The organism is Acinetobacter sp. 228 (assembly GCF_048147885.1).
Genome location: NZ_JAYWYV010000002.1, coordinates 107,542 through 120,787 on the forward strand (window position 1 = coordinate 107,542; position 13,246 = coordinate 120,787).

The 13,246-nt window shown below is 41.5% G+C and carries 12 protein-coding genes; 4 read left to right on the forward strand and 8 right to left on the reverse strand.

Annotated elements, in window-relative coordinates; translation table 11 throughout:
* Positions 1–111 precede the first annotated feature (111 nt).
* Together VXQ92_RS01955 and VXQ92_RS01960 are read right to left on the reverse strand one after the other, a co-directional pair.
* Positions 112–1,212 carry a BMP family ABC transporter substrate-binding protein gene (locus VXQ92_RS01955; protein ID WP_416680125.1) on the reverse strand — a complete coding sequence of 367 codons (1,101 nt, stop codon included), beginning with the start codon at positions 1,210–1,212 and terminating at the stop codon, positions 112–114.
* A gap of 719 nt (positions 1,213–1,931) precedes the next feature.
* Entirely contained in the window at positions 1,932–2,987 is a 1,056-nt protein-coding gene (locus tag VXQ92_RS01960) for a Rieske 2Fe-2S domain-containing protein (protein WP_416680126.1), read from the reverse strand.
* A 280-nt stretch (positions 2,988–3,267) separates the two neighbouring features.
* Here VXQ92_RS01960 and VXQ92_RS01965 point away from each other — a divergent pair, with 280 nt between their 5' ends.
* Positions 3,268–4,191, forward strand: coding sequence for a LysR family transcriptional regulator (locus VXQ92_RS01965; RefSeq protein ID WP_416680127.1), 924 nt, complete (start codon positions 3,268–3,270; stop codon positions 4,189–4,191).
* Positions 4,192–4,266: 75 nt separating this feature from the next.
* On the opposite strand, the gene hpxO is transcribed toward VXQ92_RS01965, so the two are convergent.
* The gene (hpxO, locus tag VXQ92_RS01970) at positions 4,267–5,424 is read right to left on the reverse strand and encodes an FAD-dependent urate hydroxylase HpxO (RefSeq protein WP_416680128.1); all 1,158 of its coding nucleotides are present in this window, start codon (positions 5,422–5,424) and stop codon (positions 4,267–4,269) included.
* A gap of 212 nt (positions 5,425–5,636) precedes the next feature.
* Between hpxO and alc the strand changes: the two genes are divergently transcribed.
* Entirely contained in the window at positions 5,637–6,641 is a 1,005-nt protein-coding gene (gene alc / locus VXQ92_RS01975; protein WP_416680129.1) for an allantoicase, read from the forward strand.
* 12 nt (positions 6,642–6,653) lie between these two features.
* Positions 6,654–7,151 carry an ureidoglycolate lyase gene (locus tag VXQ92_RS01980; protein WP_064101527.1) on the forward strand — a complete coding sequence of 166 codons (498 nt, stop codon included), beginning with the start codon at positions 6,654–6,656 and terminating at the stop codon, positions 7,149–7,151.
* Between the two features lie 56 nt (positions 7,152–7,207).
* Here the strand turns inward: VXQ92_RS01980 and VXQ92_RS01985 are convergent, their stop codons facing one another.
* The 5 genes from VXQ92_RS01985 to puuE all read right to left on the reverse strand — a co-directional run bounded on the left by VXQ92_RS01985 (position 7,208) and on the right by puuE (position 11,361).
* A complete protein-coding gene (locus tag VXQ92_RS01985; protein ID WP_416680131.1) occupies positions 7,208–7,921 on the reverse strand; it encodes an outer membrane protein OmpK in 714 nt (237 codons plus the stop codon).
* A 126-nt stretch (positions 7,922–8,047) separates the two neighbouring features.
* On the reverse strand, positions 8,048–9,406 hold the full coding sequence (locus tag VXQ92_RS01990) for a nucleobase:cation symporter-2 family protein (protein ID WP_416680132.1): 1,359 nt from the start codon (positions 9,404–9,406) through the stop codon (positions 8,048–8,050).
* A 29-nt stretch (positions 9,407–9,435) separates the two neighbouring features.
* Complete coding sequence (gene uraH / locus VXQ92_RS01995; protein WP_064101530.1) at positions 9,436–9,756, reverse strand: hydroxyisourate hydrolase; 321 nt, start codon at positions 9,754–9,756, stop codon at positions 9,436–9,438.
* A complete protein-coding gene (gene uraD / locus VXQ92_RS02000) occupies positions 9,753–10,256 on the reverse strand; it encodes a 2-oxo-4-hydroxy-4-carboxy-5-ureidoimidazoline decarboxylase (RefSeq protein WP_064101531.1) in 504 nt (167 codons plus the stop codon). Before uraD ends, uraH begins: the two co-directional genes overlap by 4 nt.
* 142 nt (positions 10,257–10,398) lie before the next feature.
* Entirely contained in the window at positions 10,399–11,361 is a 963-nt protein-coding gene (gene puuE / locus VXQ92_RS02005) for an allantoinase PuuE (RefSeq protein WP_416680134.1), read from the reverse strand.
* 309 nt (positions 11,362–11,670) lie between these two features.
* Here puuE and VXQ92_RS02010 point away from each other — a divergent pair, with 309 nt between their 5' ends.
* Positions 11,671–12,720, forward strand: coding sequence for a Rieske 2Fe-2S domain-containing protein (locus VXQ92_RS02010; protein WP_416680135.1), 1,050 nt, complete (start codon positions 11,671–11,673; stop codon positions 12,718–12,720).
* Positions 12,721–13,246: the final 526 nt, after the last annotated feature.

Sequence of the window (13,246 nt, forward strand, 5' to 3'; positions counted from 1 at the left end):
ATTCAATGCTGTAGTAATGCAGCATCCATCGATGGTTGTCAGGCATGCAAATGGATGCAGAAAAGTACATCAAAGTATTTAAAGTTTTTTGAATTGCAAAATGACAAAGCTTTATTTAGGTAATGAGCCCTCTACGCCCTTCACGTAGTAATTCATTTTACTTAGTGCTGCATCATCTAGGCGCTTGCCTTTTGCCAATACCAATGTGCCATCCTGTTTATGAAGCGGACCAGTAAATGGATGTACTGTGCCCTTTAAAAGGCCATCACGTACACTCAGCGCTTTTGCTTTAGAGGCTGCAGATACTGAAGGACCAAAGCTTTCGATATTTACTGCTTTTTGTTTTACGCCATACCACATGGCACTTGGTTTCCAGTTTTTATTGCTGACTTGTGTCATTACCGGAGTGTAGATTTTTTCCCAATGTAGAACGGATGCTGCAAGATGCGCCTTAGGTCCAAATTTGCTCATGTCAGAATCCCAGCCAAAAGCAAAGACACCTTTTTGTTCAGCCGCCTGTACCACTGCCGGAGAATCGGTATTTTGCATCAGTACATCCGCGCCTTGAGCAATCAAAGCTAGGGCTGCGTCACGTTCTTTACCCGGGTTAAACCATGAATTCACCCAAATGACTTTGGTTTTAATTTTTGGATTTACACTTTGTGCGCCGAGGGTATAGGCATTGATATTACGGATAACTTCAGGAATCGGAAAAGACGCAACTACGCCCAAAACATTATTTTTGGTTTTTTGACCGGCGACTACACCCAGCATATAAGCACCTTCATAGGTGCGTACGTCATATACCCCTAAATTTTTGCCCTGCTTATAACCGGTTGCATGCATAAATACGGTATTTGGAAATTGCCTGGATACTTTCTCCATTGCATTCATATAACCAAATGAAGTCGCAAAAATAACTTTATTGCCTTGCTGCGCCAGGTTACGGATCACCCGTTCGGCATCTGCTGTTTCCGGGACATTTTCGATATAAGAGGTTTTATATTTTCCAGTTAGTGTTTTTTCAGCCTTGATACGACCCTGGTCATGAGAATAAGTCCAGCCATGGTCGCTGGTTGGGCCAATATAAACAAATGCAGCTTTATCTTGGGCCTGAACATTGGCGACAGCGGCCATGCCCATTACACCACTTGTAATTAACACCCCTACCAATTTTTTCAATCCGGTTTTCAAGCTATTTTTTTCTTTCATTCTATTCTGCTCTTGGTTGTTCTGTGTCATGCAACACATGCTTTAAAATGACTTCACTTAAATGTGCTCAGTCTGTTCAATATATAATTAGCAATAAGCATTCCAGTTTTTATCAAAAATAATAAAAATATGGTTTTAAAATAAGATGTTTTTATTTTTATGATTTAATTAAAGCGTGATGATATTAAATTTATAAAAGCTTATTTTATGATTGATAGGGAATTTAATTTATAAAATGGATTTATTTTTTATTTTTGCTTATTAGTGGTGCGATAAAATAAAATGCCTTTAATTTGCGCATTCCTTTTTTTAATCCAAGCTTCATATTTTTCATGAGCAAAGATAAATGTAGATGATAGAACCATGTATTGAGCTTCATTGATGGAATGGAGTTATTTTTAATATAAGTTATTAATATTAAAATAGATTAATGGTTTTTTAATAATTGGATTTAGCTTTAATGCACCGAAATATTGATGTCTTACAGATATTATTCTTTTCTCTCCTCATTGAAGGAAGTTGGAACTAGCTAATTGAAGCTTGCCTAGATTGATTTATTTTAATTTCCAAATTTTGACAATATTAATCAATTTTAATTAAAGAATAAGGAGGTATAAATAATATTTTTATCATTTAAAGAAATATAAATAAAAACCACTATATTAAAATATAGGGTTTTTATTCAAAATTTAATCCATATTTTTAAATTTTAAGATATATTAGACAACATAACGTTTACTTAATCCCCACTCAGCTAAGATGCGACGGTAGGTGGTTGAAGAACGATCCGCTTCAAAGTGTGCTTCCATGGAAATATCGAGCGGTAATTCTTCAGGTTTCTGGCTTTCCACCATGTCCTGATCTTCGGCAAAAATTTGTGCATTGAAGTCATATACCGCCTGTAAATCTCCTGTGGTATCGAAGTTGCGTGTCAGTGGCACAAATAAACGGGTTTTATTGTGTGAGACCGGGCAACAGGCATTGAGAATTTTTAATAGTCCCTGTTCTGGGAAATGTACGGTAAGTACTGCAGAAAACGGTGGATAGACATCAAATACACGTTTCCACAAAAAGCCTTCCGGTGCCAAATCTTGCATACCATGTGGATAGTTGCTGACACTGCTAACATATTCGGTATGCAGGCCGTAATCTGTACGTTCTGTCGTGTATTTGGGTACAACCTGATTTTCAGGATCTGCGAAAGACCCCTGATGAACCCAGGCAAAATGTGCAACATCAATAAAGCCTTCCAGTTGACGGCCACTTGAGCCGGCAATATCGACAAACGGCGGTAAAATTGCCTGATGTTCTGGCATCTCCCAGGTATCTAAAACAGGAAAATTGGCTTTTGCTTCGTCACGGCTAAAAATACTGGTCCAGATCAAGCCATATTTTTCCACTACAGGAAATTTAGTCAGAGAAAAGCGCTCAGAAATACTGGTCAGCTCGGGTTGTGCAGGAATTTTGATACATTTTCCCTGGCCATTGTAGTGTAGACCATGATAAGGACAGACCAGATTTTCACCCGAAACCCAGCCTTTGGTTAAGGGTACACCCCGGTGTGGACAGAGATCACGGACCAGATGAATATCTCCACTTTCTGTTTTGTACAATGCCAGTTTGACATCAAGCAGGGTCACTTGTTGCGGTTGGGTAGAAACGTCCTGAATCCGTGCAACCGGATACCAGTGACGAGCCAGAATGTCCCAGTCCTGATCATCAATCTGGCTATAGCAGGGTTTGTTGAATAAATTGATGACTGGAATGGCGTTCATATCAAACCTATATTTTTACTGTGGATGGTCTCTTTTTACAGGCCTTGAACATTGCAGAACTGTGCAATTTTGGCTTTGCTTATGATTGAAATTACTTAATTTATTGTCATTCTGTCTATTAGAATGATTCGTACTATTCATTCTTAAAATTAGAACACGTCAACCATGTACAAATATACTTGCCGATTAAAGCTGCCTTCTTTGGCATAAAACTCGCATAAATTACGGTTATCTCAAATATTGATATGAATAAACGGTGGTTCTTCGCTTGAGTAAATTAATGAATACGCCTTTTTCCCGATTTTCAGAATATTTTCTCGCGGTGGCGAAAACGGGAAGTTTACGCAAGGCCGCAGATCAATTATTCATTTCCGTGTCTGCAGTACATCGGCAAATTGCTCTGGCTGAAGAAGAACTGGGAATTGTGTTATTTGAGCGCTTGCCCAATGGTTTAAAATTGACACTGGCGGGCGAATTACTCTATGCCGATGTTATGAAATGGCAAAAAGAATTCCAGCAAACCCGGATTCGCTTTGATGAAATTCAGGGACTTACGCGTGGGACCATCGAATTCGGTTTAATTTCTGCCTTAAATGATGGTTTTGTCATGCAGTCCATGCAATATATGTATGAACATTATCCCTGGATCAATTTTAATATCCGGGTCGCAGACAGTGAAATTGTAGCCAAAAAAGTGATTGAGGCAGAACTGGATTTTGGCCTGATCCTGAATCCAAAGTCCCATCAACATATTGAAGTCCTTCATTTTCTGGAACTGCCTTTAGGTTTTGTGATGGGTAAATCACATCCTCTTGCTCAAGCAGAAAAGATCTGTTTTTCCGATACCTTGAATGACAACCATTTTATTCCGGCCGAACCCCTGATTATTCATGATTATGTACAGGCACTGTATAAACATCATCAATTTATACCTGCACGTAAAACGGAATCGAATGATATCCGTCTGATGAATACTCTCATTAAGGCGAATTCCGGGATTGGAATTTTTAGTTATCTCGATGTTTTACCCTATGTCGAGCGAGATGAAGTGGTCTTTAAACCTGTCACTGAAAAAGGGCTGCATCCGCTGACCATTGCCCTCTGTGTGGCGCCTAAACGCCAGATTTCACGCGTTTCCCAGTTGATGATCAAACATATTATTGAACAAATGGAAGCCTTAAAAAGCAAGGTGCAGCAACTGTAGTATTTTCATACTTAAATAAAAAAACCGCGATGGTTAAAATCGCGGTTTCTAGATATGTGATGCCATTAATGAGGCTTAATCCAATGGATTACCCACAATATTGCTAATAATGCCTTTCATAATATGTGGGCCTTGCTCTTTACGCAGGTCTGCATACCAGTCTTTGGTAATTTGCTCATCTTTCATATGCGTGACATCACAACGCTTACGTGCACGTAGCAGCAATTCATTGGCGCGTTCATTGCGTTTATTCTGATAACGTTTCAGGGCATCTTCCAGACCTAGCGTATTAATTTGTAAGGCACGTGCCAGATAGACCGCATCTTCCATTGCCTGGCAACCTCCCTGCCCGATATCCGGTGTGGTGCTATGTGCCGCATCCCCTAAAATTACCACACGGCCCTTATAAAACTGGGTAAAAGGCTCAATATCATGGATTTCGACACGATTGGTTTTCTGCTCATCAATACTCTCAATCAGGTATTGAACCTGTGGGCACCAGCCAGAGAAATATTGCTTTAATAGGGTCTTATATTCCGAACGCTGATTTTCCAGACCTGCGCGCAATGGCACATCAAAGAAGAAATAAAAGCGATGCTCTGCCACAGGCATCAGTGAAGCACGTTTGCCTTCACCGACAAACGTGGTCCACTGCTGTGCAGGCGCTAAATCTTCAGAGATCTCAACCAGTCCGTTCCAGTTCACATAACCGGCATAACGACGCTCAACCTGTTTGCCCAAGACATACTGACGCGTTATGGAATGGGTACCATCTGCGCCAATCAATAATGCTGCAGAAGCAGTGCTGCCATCCTGAAAACCGATTTCGACGTGTTGCCCCTTATCCTCAATAGACACCATTTTTTTACCGAGCTGAATATCCTGCCGGCCAAACTCATCCATTAACATATTTTGTAATTCAGCACGCGATACCGGATATGGACGTTGACCGACTTCTTCAATTAACGGCGCCAGACTAAACTGCGTCATGACCTCACCATTCAAACCATCGATATAGGCTAAGTCATTCATCTGGCCACCTAGCTTTGCAACCTGCTCAGTTAAGCCCAGATAATTCAAACACTTCACCCCGTTTGACCACAAGGAAATTGCAGCACCGACAGGTAAAATCTGTTCTGCCTGCTCATAGATGGTGACTTGATGTCCGAACTTTTTTAGTGCAATTCCTGTGGTTAATCCGCCCATACCTGCCCCAATAATTGCAATTTCCATCTATTTCTCCTGGCTATTTCATCTTCATTGCCAGCTAAAATGCTAAAAACGTGCCATCCTTGAAAAAAGATGCACTAAAAAAATTGCGAAAGTTGGCATACGCTGTGCTTTTAAATTCCTTCAATGTCCTGTTTTTATAAATACAGAATCAAATCTGGGTTTATAAAAATGCATATTCATGTGACGTATAACAATGATGATGGAAATTTAAGATGGCGACCTTATTAGCTCCAATTTTTGATCTGCCTGCTCCAGTACAGCAGTTAACTAACCTTGCAGATGCGCGAATTGGCGCAGAAATTCTTGAATGTTCAGATGAGTTTTTTGCTGAAGCGAAACGCATGTTGCAGTTTGAGACACCGGTCTTTATCGAAGACAAGTTTGATGAGCATGGCAAATGGATGGATGGCTGGGAAACCCGTCGCAAGCGCCACGCGGGCTATGATTGGGCTATCATTAAACTTGCTGTTGCGGGTCAAATCCAGGCACTGGATATTGATACGACTTTTTTTAGCGGCAATTATCCGGCTTCTGCTGCTGTGCAAGCATGTTATGCGCCAGATGGAAATCTTGATCAGGCAGAATGGATCAGCATTCTGGAAAATAATGTCCTGGGACCCAGTCAACATCATATTTTTCAGATTTCAGCAAAGCAGATATTTACCCATGTCCGTTTGAATATTTATCCTGACGGTGGGATTGCACGTTTTAAGGTCTATGGCCAGGTAAAAATCGATCTGCAAGATCGTGATCAAGTGCTGGATGTCTTGGCTCTCGAACATGGTGGTCGTGTCGTTGCCTATAGCGATGCGCATTTTGGACATCCACGCAACCTGATTAATCCGGGGCGTGGCATTAACATGGGCGATGGCTGGGAAACCAAACGGCGTCGTGCTCCAGGATTTGACTGGTGCATTTTGGCTTTAGGATCGAGTGCCCGAATCGAGAAAATTGAAATTGATACCGCCCATTTTAAAGGTAACTTCCCTGCCGAGGTTTCTATTCAAGCCATCTATGTTGAGGATGCAACCGATGAGCAACTCATTCCACAAAGCATGTTCTGGCCTTTTTTGTTAGAAGCCCAGTCCATGCAAATGGATCATATTCATCATTACATCAATAAAATTTTACAGCACGAAAAAATTTCCCATATTCGTGTCAACATGATTCCGGACGGTGGCATCAGCCGGATTCGGCTCTGGGGTAAATTGGCTTGAAGGATGAATGATATGTCTATGCAAAGTATAAAAATACAGTCTTTAAGCACTGAAAGTTTTCTGCCTTTTGGAGAAGTCATTGCCTGTCAGGGTAATCATTATTTTCATATCAATGAGCAGCAGACTGAGCGTTATCATGCTTTGGCTGAAGTAGAAAGTGATACCAAGGTCGGAATGAGTATTTTTAGAAATATACAAGCCACGACAATTCCTTTTCATATCTCAATGCTGGAAAGGCATCCTTTAGGATCACAGGCTTTTATTCCAATGCATGGCCAGCAATTTTTAATCGTTGTAGCGCCTGAACTTGATCATACACAGCCCGATATTAGTCAGATTCAGGCATTTATCAGTGATGGTTCGCAAGGCGTGAATTATCGTGCCGGAACCTGGCATCATCCTTTATTGACGCTTGAAGCCCCCAGTGAGTTTGTGGTGGTGGAGCGTATAGGTAGCGGATCAAACTGTGATGTTCATCCTTTCCCTAAAAGCATCCAGATCGTATTTTAAGTATATTAAAAAAGCCCTTTTTATCAGGGCTTTTACTTATTTCTTCATCACTTTGTCTAGAAGTGATATTTCACCAAAGCACTGACATTATTTTCATCAGCATTCGGGATTCCGAATTTATTGTTCCAGACAGAATGTTCAACCCCCAGATACAGGTTAGTTTCTGGCGAAATGTGTTTGCCGACATTCCATTTCCATTGTGTCGTCCAGTTCATTTCGCTTTTATGATCATCTTCTGCTGTTGACCAATCCAGGAAGCCATCCACCAGGAATTCTTCAGTACCCAGTTTGAATGGCACGGCATAGGTGAGTGTCAACTGGTAATCATCCTCAATACTCTCATTATTAGCTCGATAAAGATGAATGCCAGCATAACGGAAATATGGAATATCCAGATCGAAACCTACCCCATACAGGAAATTATCAAAACCCTCTCCACCTTCCCAGGTTGTTGCAATCAATACGTCTTTAACCGGACCAAAGGCAAGCTTCTGGCCTGATATTTCACCCAAACTTAATCGTGGTGAAAACTCAAAATAACTGGATTTAACATCATCTGCACCACGCATGCGGTCAATGAAGAAAAATACATCTGCATATTTTACTTTTGCCACATACTCAAAGGTGGCAGTCGCCTGTTTTTCATCGACCACCTCATAGTTTTCCCCATAAAGTCCGGTGACACTGAAGTCTTGCCAGACCGGTTTTGCCTGTGCGGATGCCGCACCTAATACAAGTAATGTTGCAGCCGTAAGTTGAGTGAATTTCATAAATAAGGGTCCCCAGTGGAATGAAAAAATCACGTTTTGAATTAAGCAAGAACAAAGCCAACTTTTTTAATTTTTGATAAAAAAATAGCCCATTTTCCGGGCTGCTTACAATCTGGTTTAAACTTTCTAATGTGGAAGCTTTGCCACAACTTTGGCTGTTGCCGTACTTTTATTTTTAAATAAGTTTAGATGATTGAATAACAGGTTGAGTAAAATGGCCATTAAGCAGGTTGAACTGATCCCCGAATGAAATAAGGTTTGCACCCATTTTGGAAAGTTGGCATAAAAGGAATGATCAATAATTGGAATCATGCCTGCTGCAATGGCCGTCGCGACAATGATAAGATTTTTTTGCTCGTTATAATCAATTTTAGCCAAGGTACGAATTCCGCTCGCAGCAACGGTTCCAAAAAGCACCAGACCCGCACCGCCCAGTACAGGTACAGGAATTGCGGCAATCAAACGCCCCATAATTGGCAGTAAACCCAGCACGACTAAAATCATGCCGCCCGCAGCGACCACAAATCGGCTTTTAATTCCGGTAATAGCTACTAAACCCACATTTTGCGCAAAAGCACTTTGCATGAAGGAACCAAAAACCGGTGCCACCGCACTCGATAACATATCGGCACGCAAGCCATTCGAGATACGATCCGCATCCACTTGGGTACCTACAATCTCACCCACTGCAATGATATCTGCTGTGGTTTCGGTCATAATCACGAGAGTAACGATGAGCATGGAAATAATGGCAGTGACCTCAAAAGTCGGTAGTCCAAAGGCGAAGAAGCTGGGCACCTGGATCCATGTTCCATTCGCAACTTTAGAGAAATCACCAAAACCGAATAAATAAGCCAGTACTGAACCTAAAACAATTGCCAGTAAAATAGACAAGCGACGAATAGCAGCATGTCGGCTCAAATTCAGGCAGACGACTAAAGCTAAAGTCATGAGTGCCAGACCAATATTTTCGACACTTCCCCATTCTGGTGCCTTGGGATTGCCGCCCATCATCCAGCGGACTGCTACAGGTAATAAAGACAAACCAATGATAGTAATGACGCAGCCTGTCACGACTGGTGGAAAGAAACGGATAATTTTGGAAAAATAAGGTGCCAGAAAAAAACCGATCAATGAGGCGACAATGACTGCACCGTAGACGGCTTGCAAACCACCGCCTGTAGTCACAATCGCCACCATCGTCGCAACCCCGGCAAAAGAAACTCCCTGCACCAAAGGTAATTTCGCGCCAATATATTTCACCCCAACGGTTTGCAAAATTGTAGCTAAACCACCCACAAATAGCGCCGCTGCAATCAATAATCCAATTTGATAGGCTTCTAGGCCGGCTGCCGTTCCCACGATTAAAGGTGGTGCAATAATTCCACCATACATGGTCAGTACGTGTTGCAAACCATAAGCTGCACTTTTTCCCGCACCTAAATATTCATGTTCAGGTGATATTGTTTTACTTTGTTCTGTCATTTTTCTCACCTCAAAGTCAAAATATAAAATCAGCTTCCGCGATATGTGGAGTACGCGAATGGGCTGATCAGTAAAGGAATATGAAAATGCTGGGATGCATCTTTTATATAAAAATGAATGACTGCTTTAGGAAAAAAAGTTTCTAATCCCAAACCTTCAAAATAGGCAGATGTAAAAAACTCAAGACTATAGATACCTGTGTTTAAATCGACCATGCCAAAATCACTGACGCGGCCGTCTGTATTGGTTTTTGCTTCCCTGATCAGGCGACCGTCTTCTGAAAATAGTCGAACGACCACGTCTGTTGCAGGTTTTCCCAGATGCGTATCCAGAATATGTGTGCTAATCATGCATGAAGCTCCTGAGCCAGTCGTGACAAGGCAATTTCTGCCAGTTGTTGATGCACAATACATTTCTCAATCTCTGGATCATTCAGCAAGCGAGATGTCAGGGCGTGAAGAACGTCTTCACTGCTCAATCCAGCGGCTTTGATCAGAAAGATAAACCCATATTTTTTTTCATAGGCAAGATTGCCTTTAAGCAGTGCAAGCCGGGTATCATCATCTGCGGCAATGCCGGATTGTTCATGATGGGAAAAGTCTTTTTCTATTTCACTTAATTCAGCTTGTGCTTTTTTCTCGCCTATACGGGGATGATTATCCAGCGCAGCTTTAATCTCATCCCAGTTCCAGGTCGCTGCTTGTTGTTGCGCTGCACTCAAAACCTCCTCAAGCGATGCATAAGGACGCTTTGCGACAAGCTCGGTTGACCAACTGGGTATTTGCACGCAGTGCTTTAAAAAGATCATCGCCTCTTCTGTTGATGCTTGATTAAATTCAAAGAGTTGCACTATTCAATCGCCTGATTATCTGGAATGATTATTTAAGGCAAGTTTTGCAATAATAGTGCCAAAGCTGAGTTTTCATGATTTTCATAAAGTACATGACTCAAAAAAGAGCATTTAAACTGATATTTCCAAACATATTTTATGATTATGGCGCATGATGGTTATACCAGTGCTCGGCAATATCCCCACGGCGGCAAATCCAGACCTTGTCATGATTTTGAATGTAGTCCAAGAACCTTTGTAGTGCTTTAAAACGTCCCGGCCGTCCTAAAATACGGCAGTGCATGCCAATCGACAGCATTTTTGGCGCAGTTTCACCTTCGGCATAGAGCACATCAAAAGCATCTTTGAGATATTGATAAAACTGTTTCCCGCTATTAAAACCGCCAGGTGAACTGAATTTCATGTCATTGCTATCCAGGCTATAAGGAATAATCAAATGCGGACGTGTTTCCCCTGCCTGATTAGTCAAGGTGCTCCAAAATGGCAAGTCATCCCCATAGTAATCAGCGTCATATTTGATTTGAGGAAATTCAGCCAGAAGTTGACGGGTATTCGGACTGTCCCGACCGGTATACCAGCCGATTGGTGCCTCATCAAACAGGCTTTCCAGAACACTGATCACCTGATCCATATACTGACGTTCGAGTTCAATTGGCATGTCCTGATAATGTAGCCAGCGCTGCCCATGTGAAACGACATCATAATGAGCGGCTTTAATCGCCTCGACTACATAAGGATTACGTATTAAGGCCATACCGACTCCAAAGATGGTCATCGGCAAACCACGTTTCTGGAACTCCTGATGAATGCGCCAGAAACCTGCACGTGAACCATATTCGTACATCGAATCCATCGACATATGTTTATCTGGAAAGCTGGCAGCACCAATGATTTCAGATAAAAACTGTTCTGACCCTGTATCGCCATGTTCAATGTGGTTTTCACCACCTTCTTCATAATTCAGTACAAACTGTACCGCGACACGCGCGCCGTTTGGCCATTGCACTTTTGGTGGTTCGCCATGATAACCAATCAGGTCACGCGAATAAGGTGCACTGCGAATGCTGTCAATAAGTTCTTGTCCGCGTAAGTAGCTAGTCGTCACATCAATTCCTTGTCGATTCTAGTAAATGATCAATGGTCTATACGCGTGATAAGCAATTTATGCGCCAAAGTAGAGCATTGAAACTGAGAGCACGCTTTTTAAAAAAATATTTTCAGCGAGATTTAAGCTTAGAAATATCCCACCTCAATATTTGCGTGGTTGAATATAAAAAAACTGGAAAGATGTTTATTTGTTTTCAATCGCCGGTCAGTGTTCTGATTTACGCAATCCTGTGTCCTGTTAATTGAAATTTCATAGAACACATTGCTGTTTTATAGTCCAGCTAAAGGTCACGAAACAGAATCCACCATGAATACAAATATCGCCACTTTTAGTCCCGACTTACCAGTCCATATGACATTCGAGGAACATGACTGGCATCTCTTGGCTCAGCACTGGTATCCGATTGCTCTTGCGCGTGATATTACAGACCAGCCAACAAGTAGCATGCTGCTTGATATGCCGCTGGTGATTTATAAAATGAACGATGAACTGGTGGTGGCGAAAGATGCATGTCCGCATCGCGGTGTACCTTTAAGCTTGGGGAAAAATGACGGCCAGGGCGTGGTGTGTCGTTATCACGGTTTACGCTTTGGCAGTGAAGGTAAATGCAACCGTATTCCTGCCCATCCTCAGCATAAAATATCGGAGCGCTTCCATCTAAAAACTTATGCTGCGGTAGAAAAATATGGTCTGATCTGGTGTTCGTTAAGTGCCACAAAAGATGCAGAACCTCATATTCCTCATATGCCTTTTTGGGATGATGCTGAGTATCAGCAACTGGTCTGTCCTCAGATAGACATTCAATGTTTTGCAGGAAGACAGCTCGAAGGTTTTATTGATGTGGCACATTTTGCCTGGGTGCATCCAGATACTTTTGGCGATCCGGACGATGTAGAAGTTCCTGAGTATAGTACGACAGAAACAGAGGTCGGTTTTAACGCAGATTACATCAGCAGTGTAGGACGTTATCCGATCGGAATCGAGCAGCGTGGCCAAGAAGATTTTAAATGGTTACGTCATTTCGAAGTCAGCCTACCCTTTACTGCAACCCTTACGATTCATTTTCCGAATAATGCCAAGCAGGTCATCATGAATGCGGCTTCACCGATGACTGCACGTTCAACACGACTTTTTGCACCTATTTGCCGCAATTATGATAAAGATTTACCGGTTGAAGATGCCTATGCATTTAATATGAAAATCTTTGAAGAAGATCGTGTCATTGTGGAAAACCAGAAACCTGAATATTTACCTTTGGACTTATCTTTAGAAGCGCATTTTCCGGCAGATCGGAGTTCAAGCATGTATCGGAAATTGTTACGCAAACAGGGATTTAGTCCATTATTTGCAATGTAGAAATTTAAGTACAAGAGCAGCGACTTGAGACAGATTTTTCAATATGTCTCTTTTTCCGCTATAACCCTCCACAGTACTTTTCCAGGATGGGCCTGTGTCATAAGTGCCTTATCTGACTTTAGCGGATTGAATTGTTTCCGAGCATAATATGTGTTCCGAACTAAAAAAACTATGAGCGTTGCTTGCTGAACAGACAGTAACTGAGTTTCCAACCACTCCTTGTTAAGTGAGCCAGTAATTGCTGTATTAATATAGCCACGTTCACTTCACTCTTATGAGCTAGACCAATTTCACCAACTTCCCCATCATTTTTGGATTAAGTCGTTCCGATTCGTATGTATAAAAAGATATTGCAAAAAAATGAGGATATTTTTCCTCCCTCATCAGTGCTTTGGTTTACTCGCTAAGAATGCAGATTTAAAAGAAAAGTATTGCTTTAATTACATCTTATAGTATGTAGAGTAATATAAATTATAAAATAAAAACCAAGAAACTCAAGTCGTGATTTTTTAAATATAAAAAATTA